Origin of the sequence: Spirosoma profusum, assembly GCF_014699005.1 — a bacterium.
Classification (GTDB): domain Bacteria; phylum Bacteroidota; class Bacteroidia; order Cytophagales; family Spirosomataceae; genus Spirosoma; species Spirosoma profusum.
Window position 1 is genome coordinate 388,651 of the sequence record NZ_JACWZY010000002.1, and the last position, 16,626, is coordinate 405,276.

15 protein-coding genes are annotated in these 16,626 nt (G+C 48.3%); 8 read left to right on the forward strand and 7 right to left on the reverse strand.

The window, feature by feature from the left end; all coding sequences use genetic code 11:
* Position 1 precedes the first annotated feature (1 nt).
* The 4 genes from IC229_RS03945 to IC229_RS03960 all read right to left on the reverse strand — a co-directional run bounded on the left by IC229_RS03945 (position 2) and on the right by IC229_RS03960 (position 3,285).
* Entirely contained in the window at positions 2-1,270 is a 1,269-nt protein-coding gene (locus IC229_RS03945; RefSeq protein WP_190885620.1) for a glycerophosphodiester phosphodiesterase, read from the reverse strand.
* On the reverse strand, positions 1,267-2,070 hold the full coding sequence (locus IC229_RS03950) for a hypothetical protein (protein ID WP_317171520.1): 804 nt from the start codon (positions 2,068-2,070) through the stop codon (positions 1,267-1,269). Before IC229_RS03950 ends, IC229_RS03945 begins: the two co-directional genes overlap by 4 nt.
* Before the next feature lie 402 nt (positions 2,071-2,472).
* Positions 2,473-2,829 (reverse strand): LytR/AlgR family response regulator transcription factor, encoded by a 357-nt coding sequence (locus IC229_RS03955; protein ID WP_190885621.1) that lies wholly within the window; start codon positions 2,827-2,829, stop codon positions 2,473-2,475.
* A 129-nt stretch (positions 2,830-2,958) separates the two neighbouring features.
* The gene (locus IC229_RS03960) at positions 2,959-3,285 is read right to left on the reverse strand and encodes a hypothetical protein (RefSeq protein WP_190885622.1); all 327 of its coding nucleotides are present in this window, start codon (positions 3,283-3,285) and stop codon (positions 2,959-2,961) included.
* Positions 3,286-3,718: 433 nt separating this feature from the next.
* On the opposite strand from IC229_RS03960, the gene IC229_RS03965 reads away from it, so the two are divergent.
* Positions 3,719-4,111, forward strand: a complete 393-nt coding sequence (locus IC229_RS03965) for a DoxX family protein (protein WP_190885623.1) — start codon at positions 3,719-3,721, stop codon at positions 4,109-4,111.
* A gap of 123 nt (positions 4,112-4,234) precedes the next feature.
* Positions 4,235-4,867, forward strand: a complete 633-nt coding sequence (locus IC229_RS03970; RefSeq protein ID WP_190885624.1) for a response regulator — start codon at positions 4,235-4,237, stop codon at positions 4,865-4,867.
* A gap of 45 nt (positions 4,868-4,912) precedes the next feature.
* Here IC229_RS03970 and IC229_RS03975 read toward each other — a convergent pair whose 3' ends face one another.
* Complete coding sequence (locus IC229_RS03975; protein WP_190885625.1) at positions 4,913-6,838, reverse strand: tetratricopeptide repeat-containing sensor histidine kinase; 1,926 nt, start codon at positions 6,836-6,838, stop codon at positions 4,913-4,915.
* A gap of 181 nt (positions 6,839-7,019) precedes the next feature.
* Between IC229_RS03975 and IC229_RS03980 the strand changes: the two genes are divergently transcribed.
* Positions 7,020-7,874 carry a porin family protein gene (locus IC229_RS03980; protein WP_190885626.1) on the forward strand — a complete coding sequence of 285 codons (855 nt, stop codon included), beginning with the start codon at positions 7,020-7,022 and terminating at the stop codon, positions 7,872-7,874.
* Here the strand turns inward: IC229_RS03980 and IC229_RS03985 are convergent.
* Positions 7,871-8,068, reverse strand: coding sequence for a hypothetical protein (locus IC229_RS03985; protein WP_190885627.1), 198 nt, complete (start codon positions 8,066-8,068; stop codon positions 7,871-7,873). The two genes, IC229_RS03980 and IC229_RS03985, sit on opposite strands and share 4 nt — an antisense overlap.
* Before the next feature lie 37 nt (positions 8,069-8,105).
* On the opposite strand from IC229_RS03985, the gene IC229_RS03990 reads away from it, so the two are divergent.
* From IC229_RS03990 to IC229_RS04005, 4 genes are all read left to right on the forward strand, one after another.
* On the forward strand, positions 8,106-11,126 hold the full coding sequence (locus tag IC229_RS03990) for a tetratricopeptide repeat protein (RefSeq protein WP_190885628.1): 3,021 nt from the start codon (positions 8,106-8,108) through the stop codon (positions 11,124-11,126).
* A 35-nt stretch (positions 11,127-11,161) separates the two neighbouring features.
* Positions 11,162-11,692, forward strand: a complete 531-nt coding sequence (locus IC229_RS03995; protein WP_190885629.1) for a hypothetical protein — start codon at positions 11,162-11,164, stop codon at positions 11,690-11,692.
* 11 nt (positions 11,693-11,703) lie between these two features.
* Complete coding sequence (locus tag IC229_RS04000) at positions 11,704-12,426, forward strand: ABC transporter ATP-binding protein (protein WP_190885630.1); 723 nt, start codon at positions 11,704-11,706, stop codon at positions 12,424-12,426.
* Positions 12,427-12,488: 62 nt separating this feature from the next.
* Entirely contained in the window at positions 12,489-12,971 is a 483-nt protein-coding gene (locus IC229_RS04005) for a heme-binding domain-containing protein (RefSeq protein WP_190885631.1), read from the forward strand.
* A 118-nt stretch (positions 12,972-13,089) separates the two neighbouring features.
* Here IC229_RS04005 and IC229_RS04010 read toward each other — a convergent pair whose 3' ends face one another.
* Positions 13,090-14,268: a Gfo/Idh/MocA family protein gene (locus IC229_RS04010; protein ID WP_190885632.1), complete on the reverse strand. Its 1,179-nt coding sequence runs from the start codon at positions 14,266-14,268 to the stop codon at positions 13,090-13,092.
* Between the two features lie 147 nt (positions 14,269-14,415).
* Between IC229_RS04010 and IC229_RS04015 the strand changes: the two genes are divergently transcribed.
* Complete coding sequence (locus IC229_RS04015) at positions 14,416-16,575, forward strand: S46 family peptidase (protein ID WP_190885633.1); 2,160 nt, start codon at positions 14,416-14,418, stop codon at positions 16,573-16,575.
* Positions 16,576-16,626: the final 51 nt, after the last annotated feature.

Genomic DNA, 16,626 nt, shown 5'->3' on the forward strand with positions numbered 1-16,626 from the left:
TTTATTGCTTGGTGTAATGGTGATACGCAACCAGTGTTGAATAATTCGATAAAATACCATCGAATCGGCTTTCGTTGATGAACTCCCGAATAAATTGGGGTTCATCGAGCGTCCAGACGAAAACAGTTCTACCCTCTTTTTGCATCGCTCGAACTTCGTCGATTTGCGGGCCGAGTGTCCAGCGGGGTGCCCAGATTGGCGAATTCAACGTAGTACGGGTTATGGCAGTGTCAAGTTCCGAAAGAATAGGCGTATTAGTTTTGTCGGCTAGGGCCTCATACGAAGCCAGCGCTTCGGTGCTGGGTATACCAATGACAATCTGCACATTACGACCAAGTTGCGCGGCTCGTTCCCGATACTTCCGCTGAATGGCCTGAATAGGCGCCATTGGACCAATATACTTTGTATCGAGCCAGACGAACGATAGGGGCGTATTGACAACAACCGCTTCCAGCGCTTCTTCCAGCGTTGGTATTTTTTCACCGTTTATCAGGCGAACCAGATTTGTCAATTGTTTGTACGTATAATCCTCAATAGGGCCGTTCAATCCATTTTTTTGGATCAATCGCAAATTCAGATTATTGTCGTGATATAAGATAGGAACGCCGTCTTTTGTATAACGTACGTCTATTTCAATACCCGTTGCGCCCAGTCGTGATGCCAGTTTGATAATCTCAACCGAATTTTCCGACGAAGGCAATAAGTCAGACGTTCGTCCACCGCTGCGGTGCGCCAGAATGGCGAAGGGCTCAGGATTAAGAGGCCGATTATAGGTTAACGTCAGTCGACGGGTGGGCTTCGCTTTATCATCGTTATACAGACCTGAAATCACCAACGTATCACCAGTGGCTAATCGTCCTGCATAATTCTGAAGTTGCCCATTATGCTTCATCTGCACAGCAAACTCCGCCAGTCCGGTCTCCGTATTGGACAATTTTCGCCAATAACCCGCCAGCGCTAAACTATCGACTTGTGGCTGACCTGCCAGCGAAAAATACGTAGCATCGGTACCGGCGAACATGGAGAGGTAATACGTAGTGTCGTTTCCTTCGCGCAGATACGTCCACTTCACAACCATCTGATCGCCAAATCGGTCGGAGCCATCGGTAACACTATAAACGCCTTCCATTGATTGCCGAATCGACGTAGTGAATTTTCCGGCTCCTGGAATATCCGGCCCAGTGTAAGGTACGGGAGCTTCATAAATCTGTCGGCATCCTACGACCAGTAGCCACGCCAGACTAATCAGCCAAATAGGATAGAGTTTCATAAAATAAAGCCGAAAAAAAGTTGCGGGTAAAATAATGGGCGGTCGAAGGTCTCGTACAACGACCAGAATTGCCAGTTGAATCGGGAATAAGCTGCTCGTATGCCTAATGTTACGTGCTGTTTTTTATAGAAAGGCTGTTCGAGGGCAAACGCAAAAGCTACTCCGCTCAGTTGGGGGCGGTGGTAATCGACAGACAGGCTACCTACCTGTGAATGGTAATAAAAATCAAAAATGGCTTCGGTACGTGCCATTAACTGAAGGGTGCGGGTGAGTCGGTAACCTACCGATACGTTCGGATAGTTCGATACGCCATACGCCTGAGCATCAAATACATCCCTTATTTTCAGAACGCCCATCCAGCCGTTTATATCGTAGCCAGCCGATACGAACCATTTCTCAGAAAGCGGCATGGCATAGCGTAGTCCCAGATTCAGGCTATTCTGTATAAACTGCGTTTGCAGACGGCCCACTACGTAAAGGTTTTTCGTCAGGCCGCGCTGAAGATTCAAGTCAATAGCCGGTACTGAAACGCGAACTTCTTCGGTTATTTCGGGTGGAGTAGCCGTAAAAACTAACCCTACCGATCTACGCCATTCGCCGGGTTGAGGTGCCTGCGGGAAATAAATACAGGGCTGTTCAGGTTTTTCCCGTTTTTCGCGTCGCTGCATAACCTCTTCGCGGCTACGTCCAAGCCCCAAAAATCGTCGACGTTGGGTAGGGCGGGTTTGGGCCATCGCTGCCTCGGTGGTTATCAGTAACCCGATTGATAGTAAACTAATCGAAATAAACGTAGTGTTCACCTGGTGGAAGACAGTTATGTCAGATGAAATAAACTACGTAGCGAAAATTATGTTGTGTATGCCCCTTGAATCGACGTCAAAAATAAACAGCCGGGATACTTTCGGGGTAAAAAGAGTGGTGTTACGTAGTCGGCAAGTAACACCGCTGTAGGACATAAATACGATGTTGAGATATATCGGAAAGGCCGTAAAAATAAAAACCCCCGACACCGAACAGGCATGAACAGTGCTACGGGGGTCACCTCAACTTTGAAGGCTGTGCGGCTGAGGTGAGCTGCCACGACGCAATATGCAAAGCCTGCACTAAAGTCAGGCGTTAATTGATTAAACGGTAGTTTAATGCAAATTGTTAGGGATAATGCAAAATGTTTTTGCTAATCAGACAAAAAATGGTAGGTCTGGTTAGGCAATTGGCAAAGCTGCTAACGCTCGGTTATGGCTGGCCAGCTGAGGACGCAGACGGCGGGTCTGACGGCGGGAAATGGAAAGCTGCCTCGATTCAGAAAGTTCAACAAAGGGACTTTCCACGTAGCGGTATCGATACGCTATAATGTGTGCCGGATTCACCAGTGTGCCTTTATGAATTCGCAGAAAGTTGGGTAATCGTTCTTCCAGCCGTTTGAGCGTAATGGCGACCAGCAACGGCTTTTGGCCCACTACGTATAAAGTAGTGTAGTTGCCCATAGCCTCAAGGTATTCGATGGCGGCAATCGGAATCGAGCGTTTCGTGGTAAAGTGGGGTAATTGAATCGTGTCCATTGAGCGTATTTGGTTGTTTCGTTTGTCAGTTGACGGACGAAACTAGGCGCTCGGCGACTCAAGCCCATTAGTAAGCTGGATGAAGTGTCAGAAAAAGAGGCTGAACTGTCATTTAAATGCCCCTGCGGGTCAATATTTTGTATTGCCTATGTATCGATAAAAGGCCTGCTCCTGTTTGGTAATGACTAAAAGGCGCCCCGCCATTTCATCGCTCAATCTGAGTTGTACGAAATTGTCTTCTGAGGGAATCTGACAAACGTGTCCTACTCGCATAAGTTCCCAGATGGCCTTAATGACCTCGCCGGTGGGGCCACTTATGTTTTCCATCAATACGGCTGGCGTCGTTACGTAGTTGGGCTGTGTAAGGAGATATTGTAAAACTTGCTGTTGGCGGGTGGGAAATTCGTTGATGCTTGTAATCATGCCCGGTGAGGTGGTGTGCCTATATAACTTCATGAAATCACATCAGGTTTAGTGGACGAAGAATTATGCAATAAATCAGGATAATCATCCCGCCCATACTTATGCGATAACGGCCTGATTTTTAGGTGTGTTCTGGCAAATAAAACTCCCTCATTGAACCTAAAAATCAGCCCATTAAAGATGCCCCGCACAGCCAAGCGGCCAGAGCGGGGACACTAACCCATAAATGATAAGAGTATGAAGATAGTAATTATTTGCTAGAGATACACACTAAATGGTAATTATTTTTTATTAATAGTAACATAAAGTTTATGGTAAATAGTATCAACAGCTCTGTGTGACATATCAATTTCGTCTGTCCCGAACAGTTTAAATGGGGTCCACAAGCGAGAAAAACACTCGTTCAAAAACAAAATAGATTGATAGACTATTAGTATTCAGTACATACAGACTTGAAAGAAACATTATGATCAATCAGGAAAACATAAAAAAAGCTGCCCGGATTTTATTGGGCGGGTCGCTGATTTTAGCGGGGATCGGACACCTGACATTTGCCCGCAGAGAGTTTCAGGCGCAGGTCCCAGACCCGATTCCATTGAAGAAAGATGATACCGTAGTTTATTCCGGTATCGTCGAAATCGCATTGGGCAGTACGTTGATTTTAACCGATGAGGAGCACCAAAAAACGATTGGAAAAGTAGCGGCTGCATTTTTCACGGCTGTTTTTCCGGGTAATATTTCTCAGTACGTTAAGAGACGTAGTATGCCTGGTTTAGATACCGACCTAAAACGGTTTGTTCGATTGTTTTTCCAACCCGTGCTGGTCTTCTGGGCACTGAAAAGCACAGATAATGTTTAAGGCTTCCCTATAGCTAATCTGTTGGATACGAATGCGTTTTTTTAATACCTTGCTTAGGCCGGGCGGAGACGCTGTAGCGCAAATAAGGTTGGCGCACTCGATGCAAACTCCGGTTGCTGAACTATGATTAAACTTATTCTCGCTGATGATCACCAGTTGGTCCGACGTGGATTTCGGTCGCTGCTGGAAAGCCTGGATTTTGTCGAGGTGGTTGGTGAAGCGAGCAATGGGCAGGAGGTGATCGACTTATTGCGAAGTGGCAAACACGCTCAGGTGGTTCTGATGGATGTGGAGATGCCCATGCTGGACGGTATTTCGGCAACGGAGCAAATCAGTCGGGATTTCCTAGGCGTGAGTATTATTATGCTCACCATGCTCAACGTCAGAGAAGTTATTCAGGCTGCCGTTGGGAAGGGAGCCAAAGGTTTTTTGTTCAAGAATGCCTCGCAAACAGAACTTAGCGAGGCCATTCGACGAGTGGCGGAAGGCGGTACGTATTTTACCAGTGAAGTGGCTTCAATTCTACTCAATACGTCCCAGCAACCAACCAACTCCCTCCTAACTCAGCTTTCGGAGCGGGAAGTTGAAATCCTGAAACTCGTGGCCGAAGGATATTCCAGCACCGAAATCGGCGAAAAGTTATTCATCTCTCCCCGAACGGTCGATACGCACCGCAATAACCTCATCCAGAAACTCAACGTCAACGGAATTGTTGGGCTCGTGCGGTTTGCCATCCAGCAGAAATTGGTGGGCTAACTTGCTGAATTGCTGGCGCCAGCAAAACGTTAATTGATGTATTCGTTAATCAACCGGTATACGTACCGTTGCAACTGTTCCTGTAGGTTCGCCCTTTTCGGAGGTGTACGTACCGCTTAACGTACTAACTCTACTCAAAATATTCAGTAATCCCATGCTGCCTCTGCGCTTTGCTTCGTCGAAGTCAAAGCTCTTGCCATTGTCTTCGATCCGCATAATCAGGTTGTTCCCCGCCTGATACAATTGCAGAATTACTTTATCCGCCTGGGCGTGTTTCAGTACGTTGTTGAGCAATTCCTGAGCAATGCGGTATAAACCCAGTTCCGTTTTTTCATTTAGGCGCGTTGGCAAATTAAAATGGTCGAATTCAGTTTGTAAGCCCACCGGCTCAAGGCTGTTACGTAGCAGCATTTCCAGACTGGGCACTAAGCCATGCTGTTCTAAGGTGGGCGGCATCATTACGTGCGCGATGTTGCGGACTTCCGTACACGAGTCATTTAATTGCGACGATAAGTCCTCCAGTCGCTGAGCTTCGGCGGGTGCTACGTTGCCGAGTCTGTTCTGTAATACGTTAAACCCCAGTTTGAGCGCAACCAGTTCCTGGGCAATTCCGTCGTGAAGATCTTTGGCGATACGTCGGCGCTCGGCTTCCTGCGCTTCAATAACTGCATTCAAGCCCAACTGCTGCTCCCGAATAACGGCCGCGTCCAATAGCGCTTTCTGTTTGAGCCGTGAACGGCTGTAGTATAAATAACCCAATAGGAGTAAAGCCAATAGGCTGAGAGCTAATGTAATAAGCCACGTACGCTGGCGAAAATTCTGTTCACGTTGCTCAAGTAATTCCTTTTCTTTCTTTGCCGTCTCGTATTTTACCTGCGTTTCTGAGATTTTCTCAGCAATGGTTTCGTTGTTCACCGAATCCCGATACGTTCGGGCTAGTTCTTCATAGAGGTTCAGGTTTTTATACTCCCGCTTGGCCGATACCAATTGTACTTGCAGTTGGTAAATCTCAGCTAAATAATTTTTGTCGTTGAACTTCTTGGCGACAGCCAGGGCCTGATCGATATACTTCGTGGCAGAATCCAACTGGTTTTTTACCTGAAAAATACTGCCCGCACCCGCACTCGGCACAATGAGCGCGGACTCATCACCCACCTCACGGGCGGCCCGACAAGCTTTTAGAAATGCGGCTAAAGCCTCATCGGGCCGGTCAGATTTCTGATAGGCATTTCCCTGTTCGGCATAGGAACGCGCCAATAGGTGACCGTTTTGCTGCTGCTGGCCGATACGTACGGCTTTATTGGCATAATCCAGGGCTTCTTTGTAGCGATTAGATATATAACAGATCGTAGCCAGGTTAGTGTACACATAGCCCAGACTCACAATATCGCTCGGTTTGGGAAGTTTATGGGTAGAGAAGTAGTTGGCTACCTGCAAAAAACTCTTTTCTGCTTCCGACCTGCGCCCCAATCTCATGTTGACGGTTCCTACGTTGTTTTGTAAACTATAAGCTTGAAAAAGGTCATTAGCTTTCTCGGCAGGCGGAATCCCCTGTAAATAATAGCCGAGTGCGCTCTCAAAATTTCCTTTGTAAAACTCCGCATTTCCTAATCCCATGTAGGCCCGTGACGTAGAGGAGTCGTTTTTGAGTTTAATAGCTAATGGCAGCGCTTTTTGAGAAAAATACTTTATGCTATCACTATTGCCGTAAAACACATATGCCCGATTTAGCGCCAGATTACAACGCATGATAGCCTCTTCGTCGGCCAGTTTTTCGGCCTCGGTTAATGCTTTTCGCCCATAGAAAATTCCTTTTCGTATGTCGGTTGACAAATACGCATTACACAGTTCCCGCAGGGTTTTGGGACGCTGCGATGCGGGCGTTGTCAACAGCACTTTTTCCAGACTATCGGTTTTGGTTTGGGCGAACAAACTGCTCGATAGGAACAGGCAGATAAGCAGCTTTTTCATAGGAGTTTACGGAAGGAATCGACACGTAAAGTTGGCAGAAAATCAGCAAAATACGCAGATCTGCGTAGTCAGATTACGAACATCTGCTGATGATTGAGGAGGTCGGTTGAGCCGAACTTTGTTTCATCAAATCAATCAATTTTTAATCAACTCAATTCACGAAAAATCAATAACCATTCTCATGAAAAAGTCAGTTATCTACTTCATAAGCATTATGACCGCTACGTTGGTTAATTCAGCCAACCTTCAGGCGCAAACCAAGCCAGCCGCCCGTAAATCGGTTGCGCCCGCTGCCCGAACAACCACGAGTCCGGCAAAAAAAGTGGCTTCATCTGTCACCTATACTCAACGTCCGGCGGCAACACCAGCGCCAGCAATGGCGATCGTTCAGCCAGCGGCAACGCCCGTCTCTAAAGTTTCGCACCCGCAACAAATACCCCCTAGAGTCGTTCATGCACCCGCTGCAGAGAGCCGATTCCGGATTGGATTTCGCGCCGGTGTTAACTCATCAAAAATAACCGGTATGGATGTTTCAGCGTTGGGATCTGGCGTTCAGTTTGCTCGCGTTACGGGTTTTCATACGGGTGTCATGTTCAATATTGGTGGACCATCTTTTTCCATACAGCCCGAAATTCTGTACAGTCAATACGGCACTCGGCTGAATTTGGGCAGTGATTACATCCAACTGAAATACAGTCTTCTGGAGGTTCCCCTGCTGCTGAAAGCCTCTTTCGGTCAGCCAAACCTTCGGTTCTTCGTCAATGCGGGACCGATGGCAACTTATACAATGAACGGTACGGCTTCGTTTATGGAATCTGGGCAATCGGGTTCGCAGGAGATCGATTTGACGGGTACGGGCCGTTTTTCGTTCGGAGCCACCGGCGGGGCAGGGGTTTCAATGCAAGCGGGTCCGGGAGCGGTTCAACTGGAAGCCCGGTACAACTATCTATTTTCCACCAATGAGAATGGCGATAAACTGAATCCCCAAAACCTGATGGTATCCGTTGGCTACCTGATTCCGCTGGGAGGGCGCTAACCGATGGCTTCACCAAAGTCTACCATTCCCTGGAAATCCTTCCTTCCAAATCCCTGGGTCATCTTTCTTTTACTTTTGTTCTCGGTATTGCTGGTGACCTCAAAATGGCTTTGGATGAAATTAGACTGAAACTGATACAGACACGTAGTACTTTTGCTACGTAGCACCAATTCTAACAGATGATACGTTGGCAATTATGCACTAACGTATCATCTGTTACGTTTTTCTTTCATGTCATCTTTATTTTTCTGGAACGACTGGCGCCAGCCTTACCGGTTCGCCTATTTAGTCAGTTTTAGTGTACTCATTATCAGTTTAGTAGGATTCGTTATTGCCTGGGTACGTGGCCTCGGAAATGTTGTCCGTTGGGACGTATTGAGCGAACTGAACGAAGTTCCTGTCATTTTTCATTCTTTCACCGATGGTCTGCTCGATTACGCTGTCGATGGAAAAGCTTACGCAGTTTCCGAGCAGTTTCTAGCCGGTAGTATGCAGGTACGTCCCGAAGTGGCCACGGCGCTGCTGACCGGAGTTGGAGTAGCGTTTGTGTTGATTATCAGTGCTGTTACCCGTTTCGACCGGATACGCTACCTAGTGAGCATGGGCATACTGATTCTCGGACTGGCTTTTTTTCGTTGGGAAATGCTCGAAATTCCGGGCCTGGAGAGCAATTATATTTTTATGTTGCTCACGTTCCTGTTTGGGTCGGTGAGTTATTACTTTCACGCCTTTCGTTCCGATTATCCTATCCTGATTCGACTGGCTGTTTTTGGTCTGCTAACGGGCCTGATAGCGATCGGCCTTGCTACGTTGTCGACCATTGCGTTTCCGGCGATGGCGCTGGTGAGCTACGGAATGCCGGTTTTACTGGTATACAGTGCCGGATTCATTTTCTTTATTTCCATCGAAATTATTGCCGGATTGGTCTGGCTCACATCGGTTGGCCGAACGGAAGAGTCACCAACGCAGCTAGGACCACGGCGAGTGCTGGGTGTAAATAATCTGCTGTTTATCAGTGTTTTGTATTTTGTAAACCTGATACTTATCTGGCTGAAAAATACGAAATCGATTGACTGGGATATTCTGTCCATCAGCCCATTTCTTATCTATCTGATTTCGATAACACTGGGTATCTGGGGTTTCCGGCGATTGATTCAGCAACAGGATACCGTTTCATTTCGAGATTCAGGTGCCTTTCTGTATGTCGGACTGGCGCTGATCACTACGTTGACTATTGCGTACACCTTCGCCACTGCCAACGACCCATTAGTGGAGTTATTTGAAGATCTTATTGTCGATACACATTTGGTAATGGGCGTGTTTTTTCTGGCGTACGTCCTGATTAATTTCTGGCCTATTTATCAGCAGAATTTGCCTGTATATCGCGTGCTTTACAAACCCAGGCGCCTGGAATTGAGTTTGTTTCGCGTAGTGGCTGTGTTTGGCGTCGTGGTTATGCTGGTGTTCGGCAGCGACATTACGTTCCGGCAAAGTATGGCGGGCTATTACAACGGACTCGCCGATTACTACTTTGCCGCTGGAGAAGGTACCTCGGCTAATGCGTTTTATCAGCGGGCACTCGAAAGCGAGTTTCAGAATCACAAATCCAACTACGCGCTGGCCTCGATGGCGATGGCGCAGAATAATCAGCCAGTGGCGGCTTTTTTCTACAACCAGTCGTTGCTGAAACAGCCAAATCCGCAGGATTATATAGGACTGAGTCAGGCATATCTTCAGTCAAATCTTTTTTTTGAAGCGGTCAAAGCGCTGCAAAAAGGCATTCGCGCCTTTCCCGGCAGTGGCGAATTGCAAAACAATTTGGGGTACCTTTACTCCCGCACCAGCGTAGCCGATTCAGCGTACTATTATTTTACAAATGCCGCGAGCAACGCAAATCGCGATGAAGTGCCCGAGTCGAATCTGCTGGCCTTGTATGCACGTAACCCGAAAGTACTGCTTGCCGATTCAACCTTAGCTCGCAACGTAGCACAATCGTCGTATGAGTCGTACCAGGCCAATGCGCTGGCTTTACGGCTGGTCGCTCAAGCCGATACGTCCCAACCCAACCAACCCGACTGGCTCAGTGGCGACGTAATAAAAGAAGGATTAAGCGTTGGTCGATTTGCCAGTTTGTATAATTATGCGCTGGCCGATAATCGCCCGAATGCTACGTTGGCTGCTACGTTACAGAAGGTTTCAACCATGCCTGTTAACCAGGATTTTTCGGACGATTTGCTATTGGCTCGCGCCGTAACCGAATATAAGAGGTACAACCACCCCACAGCTTTCGGTTTACTGGAACAGCTTGCAGAAGTGAACCAGCAAAACGGGGCCGCTTTTCGATCGATTGCGGGTTTGTGGCAACTGGAACAAGGTTTATTCGGAAAAGCCGCCGAAACCTTTGGTTACAATAGCGATACTACGTCGATCTACTACCGCGCTGTTGCTTATACCAAAGCCAACAACCCGGTACTAGCGCAATCGCTCTGGGAAACAGCTTCCAAAAACGATCCGGCTGTAACGGCTATTAAACAGGTGTATTATCAGGAACGCAAACCCCAGACCGATCTGGAGAAAGCCTTCTACGCAACGTATCGAATTGATGATCCGAACCGGGGGGCGTATTGGGAAACCATTCAGAGTCCCAATCTGAAAACGGCAGCTGGTGTGGCACTGACAAACGATTTTCTCGATCAGTTGCAGTGGCGTAACGCGCAACTGGTTCTGGCGGGTTTGCCCGATTCTACCCTTGTTAATCCTGTTTCTTTGTCGTTACGGAACGTAGCGGCCATACGTCTGTCAGCCTTCCGACGTAGCGTTGGCTCGGCGGAAACGATGGCGAAGAAAACCATTCTACCTCAATACCAGGCTGAGCGGGATTATTGGCTGGCACAGACCTACGAACGTACCCGGAACGTAGCAAAGGCAAGGCAAGCCTACAAAAATGCATTGAAGCTCGCCCCGCTGAATGGACGTATTACCGCATCGGCCGCTCAGTTTGAACAGCAACAGAAGCAAACCAAACGAGCGTATGAACTGGTGCTGACGGCCTTGCCTTTCAATGAAGACAATGCCGAACTGCTTAAAACCTACGTTACGTTGTGTCTGGATCTAAGCCTGTTCGACTACGCGCAAAACGGCATGGACAAATACCGGGCCGCAGCCAAACCTGCCGACTATCAGGCGTTTCAGGCGATTTATCAGGAAAAATTGGCGTCGGTCGAAAACAGTCGTCAAAAATTCCTGCAATAAGGTAGCTTTGCTTGTTAACTTAAATGAATCTGTTGATGAGCCGGAAATTGAATTGGGTGAAAGAAGCCTTCAGCCGCGAAATTAGCCTTATGCAAGATGGTCAGGTGGTGGGTGGAATGCACCGAAACGGATTTAGCCGTGACGTAGACGCTTTCCTAAACAATGTTCAGTTAAGGTTCGACGTAATGGGTTTTCTTGTTCAGTCGGTCAATATTCACGATATCAACGCCAACAACCAGATTATAGGTACCATTGAGTTCAGTTTCGGAAAACGTGCCGAACTGAAACTGAATAATGGGTCTAACTATCTCTGGAAGCGGCACAACGTACTGATGCGGGAATGGGATATGATTCGCGAAAACGCCGATGGATCACCCGAAAAAGAGATTGTCAATTATGACCTGACTCGCCGGTTTTTTGAAGAACAAGGTGATATTACTGTAGACGAAAACGGAGAAACAAAGTCGGTTGAGGTTATTATCCTGACAGGTTTGTTCATTCGAAATTACTTTCAACGTCGTCGGCGGATGGCTGCGGTGGCAGCTGCAGGCGTAGCATCCAGATAACTCAAGTCAGTATGAACATCATTGAAACACGCACTATTGCCAAGCGCTACGTTATGGGAACCGAAGTGGTCGATGCATTAAAATCCATCACTATCGATATTCAGAAAGGCGAATACGTAGCGTTTATGGGACCTTCGGGGTCGGGCAAATCTACGCTGATGAATATTGTGGGCTGCCTGGACTCACCGACTTCAGGGCAATACGTTCTGAATAATCAGGACGTGAGCCGCATGGGCGAAAACGAACTGGCGGAGGTACGTAATAAAGAAATCGGTTTTGTATTCCAGACGTTCAACCTGCTGCCTCGTCAAACCTCGCTCGAGAACGTAGCGTTACCGCTAATTTATGCGGGTTATAATAAAGCCGACCGTACCGAAAAAGCCATGATGGCACTTCGAAATGTTGGTCTGGAAAACCGGGCCGGTCACCGTCCGAACGAACTGTCCGGGGGGCAACGGCAACGGGTGGCGGTAGCACGCGCCCTGGTCAACGATCCAAGTATCCTGCTTGCCGATGAACCAACCGGGAACCTTGATTCCAAAACATCGTACGAAATCATGGATCTGTTCGACCAGATTCATAGCAAAGGCAATACGGTGATTATGGTGACGCACGAAGAAGACATTGCCGAATACGCTCACCGCATCATCCGCCTGCGCGATGGTCTGATTGAAAGTGACCGGGTTAATAATAACATTCGTAAAGCTCAAACCTTGATACAGGCGCTGGAGTAATTTGGGAATGAGATTTTCAGAGCGTTATATTTAGACCAGATTCACATAATCTGATCTAATCTATGCTCCGTAAAATCTTGCTTGGCCTTTTAGCTGTTTTTGTTGTCATTCAATTCTTTCGCCCCGAAAAGAATCAGTCAACAGCCCCATCGCCCAACGATATTGCCACAAAGTATGCCGTGCCAGCCGATGTGCAGACGGTACTAAAACGTTCCTGTTACGACTGCCATTCTAACAATACTACGTATCCGTGGTATGACAATATCCAGCCTGTTGCGTGGTGGCTAAGTCATCACATCGACGAAGGAAAAGACGAACTTAATTTCTCGGAATTCACGACTTATACGCCAAAAAGAGCCCGACATAAGCTCGAAGAAGTTGGCGAAGCTGTCACCGATGGCTGGATGCCGCTGGGTTCTTATCTCTGGATTCACCATGATGCCAAGCTAAAGCCCGAAGAAGCCAAACTCATTGCCGACTGGGCCAGCAACCTACGTAGTCAAATCCCTGCCCCGGCTGACGAGGAAGAAGAACATCATCATTGAGGTTTTTTGTCATGCTGACGAAGGAAGCATCTTAAATTTTCCTGATATTCAAATAAGGATACGTTAAGATGCTTCCTTCGTCAGCATGACAAAATCAGCATGACAAAAAAGCAACGTATCAACCTTTCAAAGTAATCTTCCTACCCGTTTCGGCGGCCTGGTAAATGGCTTGCAGGAGCGTTACGTCCTTCAACCCCTCTTCGCCTGTTACGTGGTTGGGAAGTGTTTTGCCGTCGAGTAAGTCCTTGCAGATGCCGTCCATGTGTACTGCCTGGTGGTTCACATGGGGCAGCTCGATGGGGCCTTTGCTGGTCATTCCTTTTAAAGGGCCATAGCCAAACGCGGGCGATAATTCAAACCAGCCTTTCTCGCAGGACGCCCGAAGCCGCTCAATGCCAGCCGTGTAGCTTGTTGTGGAATTAGACACCGCACCGCTCGGGAACTGGAATTGCCAGAACATCGTCTCTTCCACTTCCGTAAATTTCTGCGGCTCAGTTTTGGGCGAAAATTGCGCCGTTACTGAAATCGGTTCTTCACCCGTTACGTAGCGCGAGCCCTGCACGGCGTAAATGCCAACGTCCATTAGCGGGCCACCACCAGCCATTGCTTTTTTCATCCGCCACTGCTTCGGATCGCCGACGCGGAAGCCGTCGCTGCTTTCGATGAATTTGACCGGGCCAAACACTTTTTCCTGCCCGAGACGTATCACTTCTTTTGTAAATGGTTCGTAATGAAGTCGATAACCAACGGCTAGTTGTTTATTCGCTTTTTTGCAGGCGTCGATCATATTCTGGCACGCTTTCGGAAAAATCGCCATCGGCTTTTCACAGATGACGTGCTTCCCGGCCTGAGCCGCCCGTATGACGAACTCCTCGTGCATGGAGTTAGGCAGCACTACGTAGACAACGTCAATATCTTTATTGTCGGCAATCCGGTCGAAGGTTTTGTAATCGTACACATTCTCTTTTGGAATGTTGTATTTCTTCATCCATTCGTCGGCTTTGGCAGGCGTACCGGTCACGATACCAGCCAGTCGACAATATTGTGTTTCTTGCAGAGCTGGTGCCAATCGGCCGCTGCTGTAGTAGCCCAATCCAACTAAAGCAATCCCCAGCTTGCGGCCGGGCTGACCTAATTCTGTACCGTACGGATTGGTGACTAACGAATGCACGCGATTGTACTCGCGCTGATACGTTAGATTATCGGCATAACTCAGAAGCGGCAGGGAGAGCGCTGATGCACTTGCTCCCAGATGGCGTAGAAAATCTCGTCGTGTATTCGCTGATTTATTGTGCATACGTAGTTTGGCTGCTAAATGATGATAGGCTGGAAAACAAAAAAGTATCATAACTGATTTTTCTACCAACTTTCGTTAGTACAGAAAGCGGGGTAGTAGCTGTTGAGAACATTTGGCTAACTTGCCCTAAAAAAACACTGGTCATTAATGATACAACCTGTGCTTCGCCTGGCCGCACTGTCGGCTACGCTATTTGTTACTCAACAGAATCTGGTGCTGGCTCAATCGATACCTGCCAACACAGCCTCGATACGTACTGATTCCTCTCAGGGTGGCCCGCTCGATTTGGGCAAGATGTGGACATTTGATAATCCACCCAAAGAGTTTTTCAGTAAAACGTATGGATTCACCCCGGACGAAAAATGGTTCGAGGAAGCTCGATTGGCGTCGCTACGTTTCGCTGATTATTGCTCGGCTTCGTTCGTGTCGGCGAATGGCCTTGTCATGACCAACCACCACTGCGCCCGCGAGTCGGGAACGGGTGTTACGCGGAAAGGCGAAGACCTGAACGCGACCGGTTTCTTTGCCAAAACAGCCGCCGAAGAACGGAAAGTTGAAGGTTTGTTCGTAGACCAGCTGGTGAAAATCGAAGACATCACGAAGCGGGTGCAGGATGCCATGAATAGCGCTACGTCGGAGCAGGCAAAGTTGCAGGCGCGTGAAGAAGCATTTTCGGCAATCAAGCAGGAATACGGCCAGAAGGATGGCTGGAAAGGGCTGGAGTTGCAGACGATTGTGTTTTACAACGGCGGCCGTTATTCCATTTATGGCTTTAAACGCTATAACGACGTGCGTCTGGTGTTTATGCCCGAATTGCAACTTGGCTTTTTCGGGGGCGATTACGACAACTTTACGTATCCACGTTACGCGCTGGATTGTTCGTTCTTTCGGGTTTACGACAACGGCAAGCCACTGCAAACGACGCACTTCTTCAAATTCAATCCGAATGGTATTCGTGATGGCGAGCCAATTTTTGTAATTGGTAATCCGGGCCATACCGAACGGCTCAAAACCGTTGCCGAACTGGAAATGGACCGCGATATGCAGACACCTGCTACCATTCAGCTTTTACAAAATCGGTCGGCGGCTTTGAAAATCTATAATGCAACGGCCAAAAGTGACAGCGTTCTCAACGAAATTTTTAGCTATGATAACAGCCTGAAAGCCTACGGCGGACAACTGGCTGGTTTGAAGGATGCGAGTTTGCTGGCACGTAAAGGCGTTTTCGAAAACCAGTTTAAAGCCGCAGCCAAAACCAAAAATCTCCCAGCCGATCAGCTTAAAACCTGGGATGATATTGCCGCCAACACTGCGCAAATGCGTAAGCTGTTCAATGATGCCAACTACCTCGGTCCCAGCGAACGTACCATGGGCGAGTTGATGACCTTTGCGAACGTAGTGTCTCAATACAGCGAGTTGCTCGCTTCCCGGCCACAGGACGCCGAACGGGCACGTGGCCTGATGATATCTCCGCCTGTGAAAAGTCTGGCGCTGGACGAGGCTTATCTGGCGGCTCACCTAGCCGAAGCACAACAGGCACTCGGAAACGACGACCCTTACGTAAAAACGGCTCTGACTGGTCCTGATGGCAAGATGCGTACGGCGAAAGAAGCGGCCGCCTATCTGGTTAAGAATACCAAACTGCAAGACCCTGCTTTTGTGAGCGAACTGGCTACGCGCCCCTATGCCGCCAGTGTCTCCGACGACCCAATGCTGGTGCTGGCGCGTATCGGTTTTTCGCGTTATCGAAATGCCGCGTTACAAATGCGCGATCTGGGTCAGAAGCAGGAAGTGCTACGTGGTCAGTTGGGCCGGATGCTGTATGATGTGTATGGAACCGCCGTTCCGCCCGACGCTACGTTCTCGCTACGTATCAACGATGGCGTTGTGAAATCGTACGATTACAACGGCACGAAAGCCCCCATTCTCACTACGTTTGCTGGGTTGTATGACCGGAATTATTCGTTTGCTAACAAAGCTCCGTGGGATTTGCCGGCTCGCTGGAAAAACCCACCAGCCGAATTGCTGAAACAGCCGATGTGTTTTATTTCGACAAACGACATTATTGGTGGTAACTCGGGAAGTCCGATGATTAACAAAAACCGGGAAGCGGTTGGACTGGCTTTCGATGGCAATATGGAAAGCCTGCCGGGCGAGTTTATTTTCGTGCCCGACGCCAACCGGACCATTTCCGTACATACGGGCGGCATCGTGGCTGCGCTACGTTACATCTACAAAGCCGACCGGCTGGCTACCGAACTCGTTGGCGCTCCGGCTACTGCAAAACCGGCCCCGACAAAAAAATGAGCGTTTTTGTCATGCTGATGCACGAAGCATCTTAACGTTTCCTAACATTCA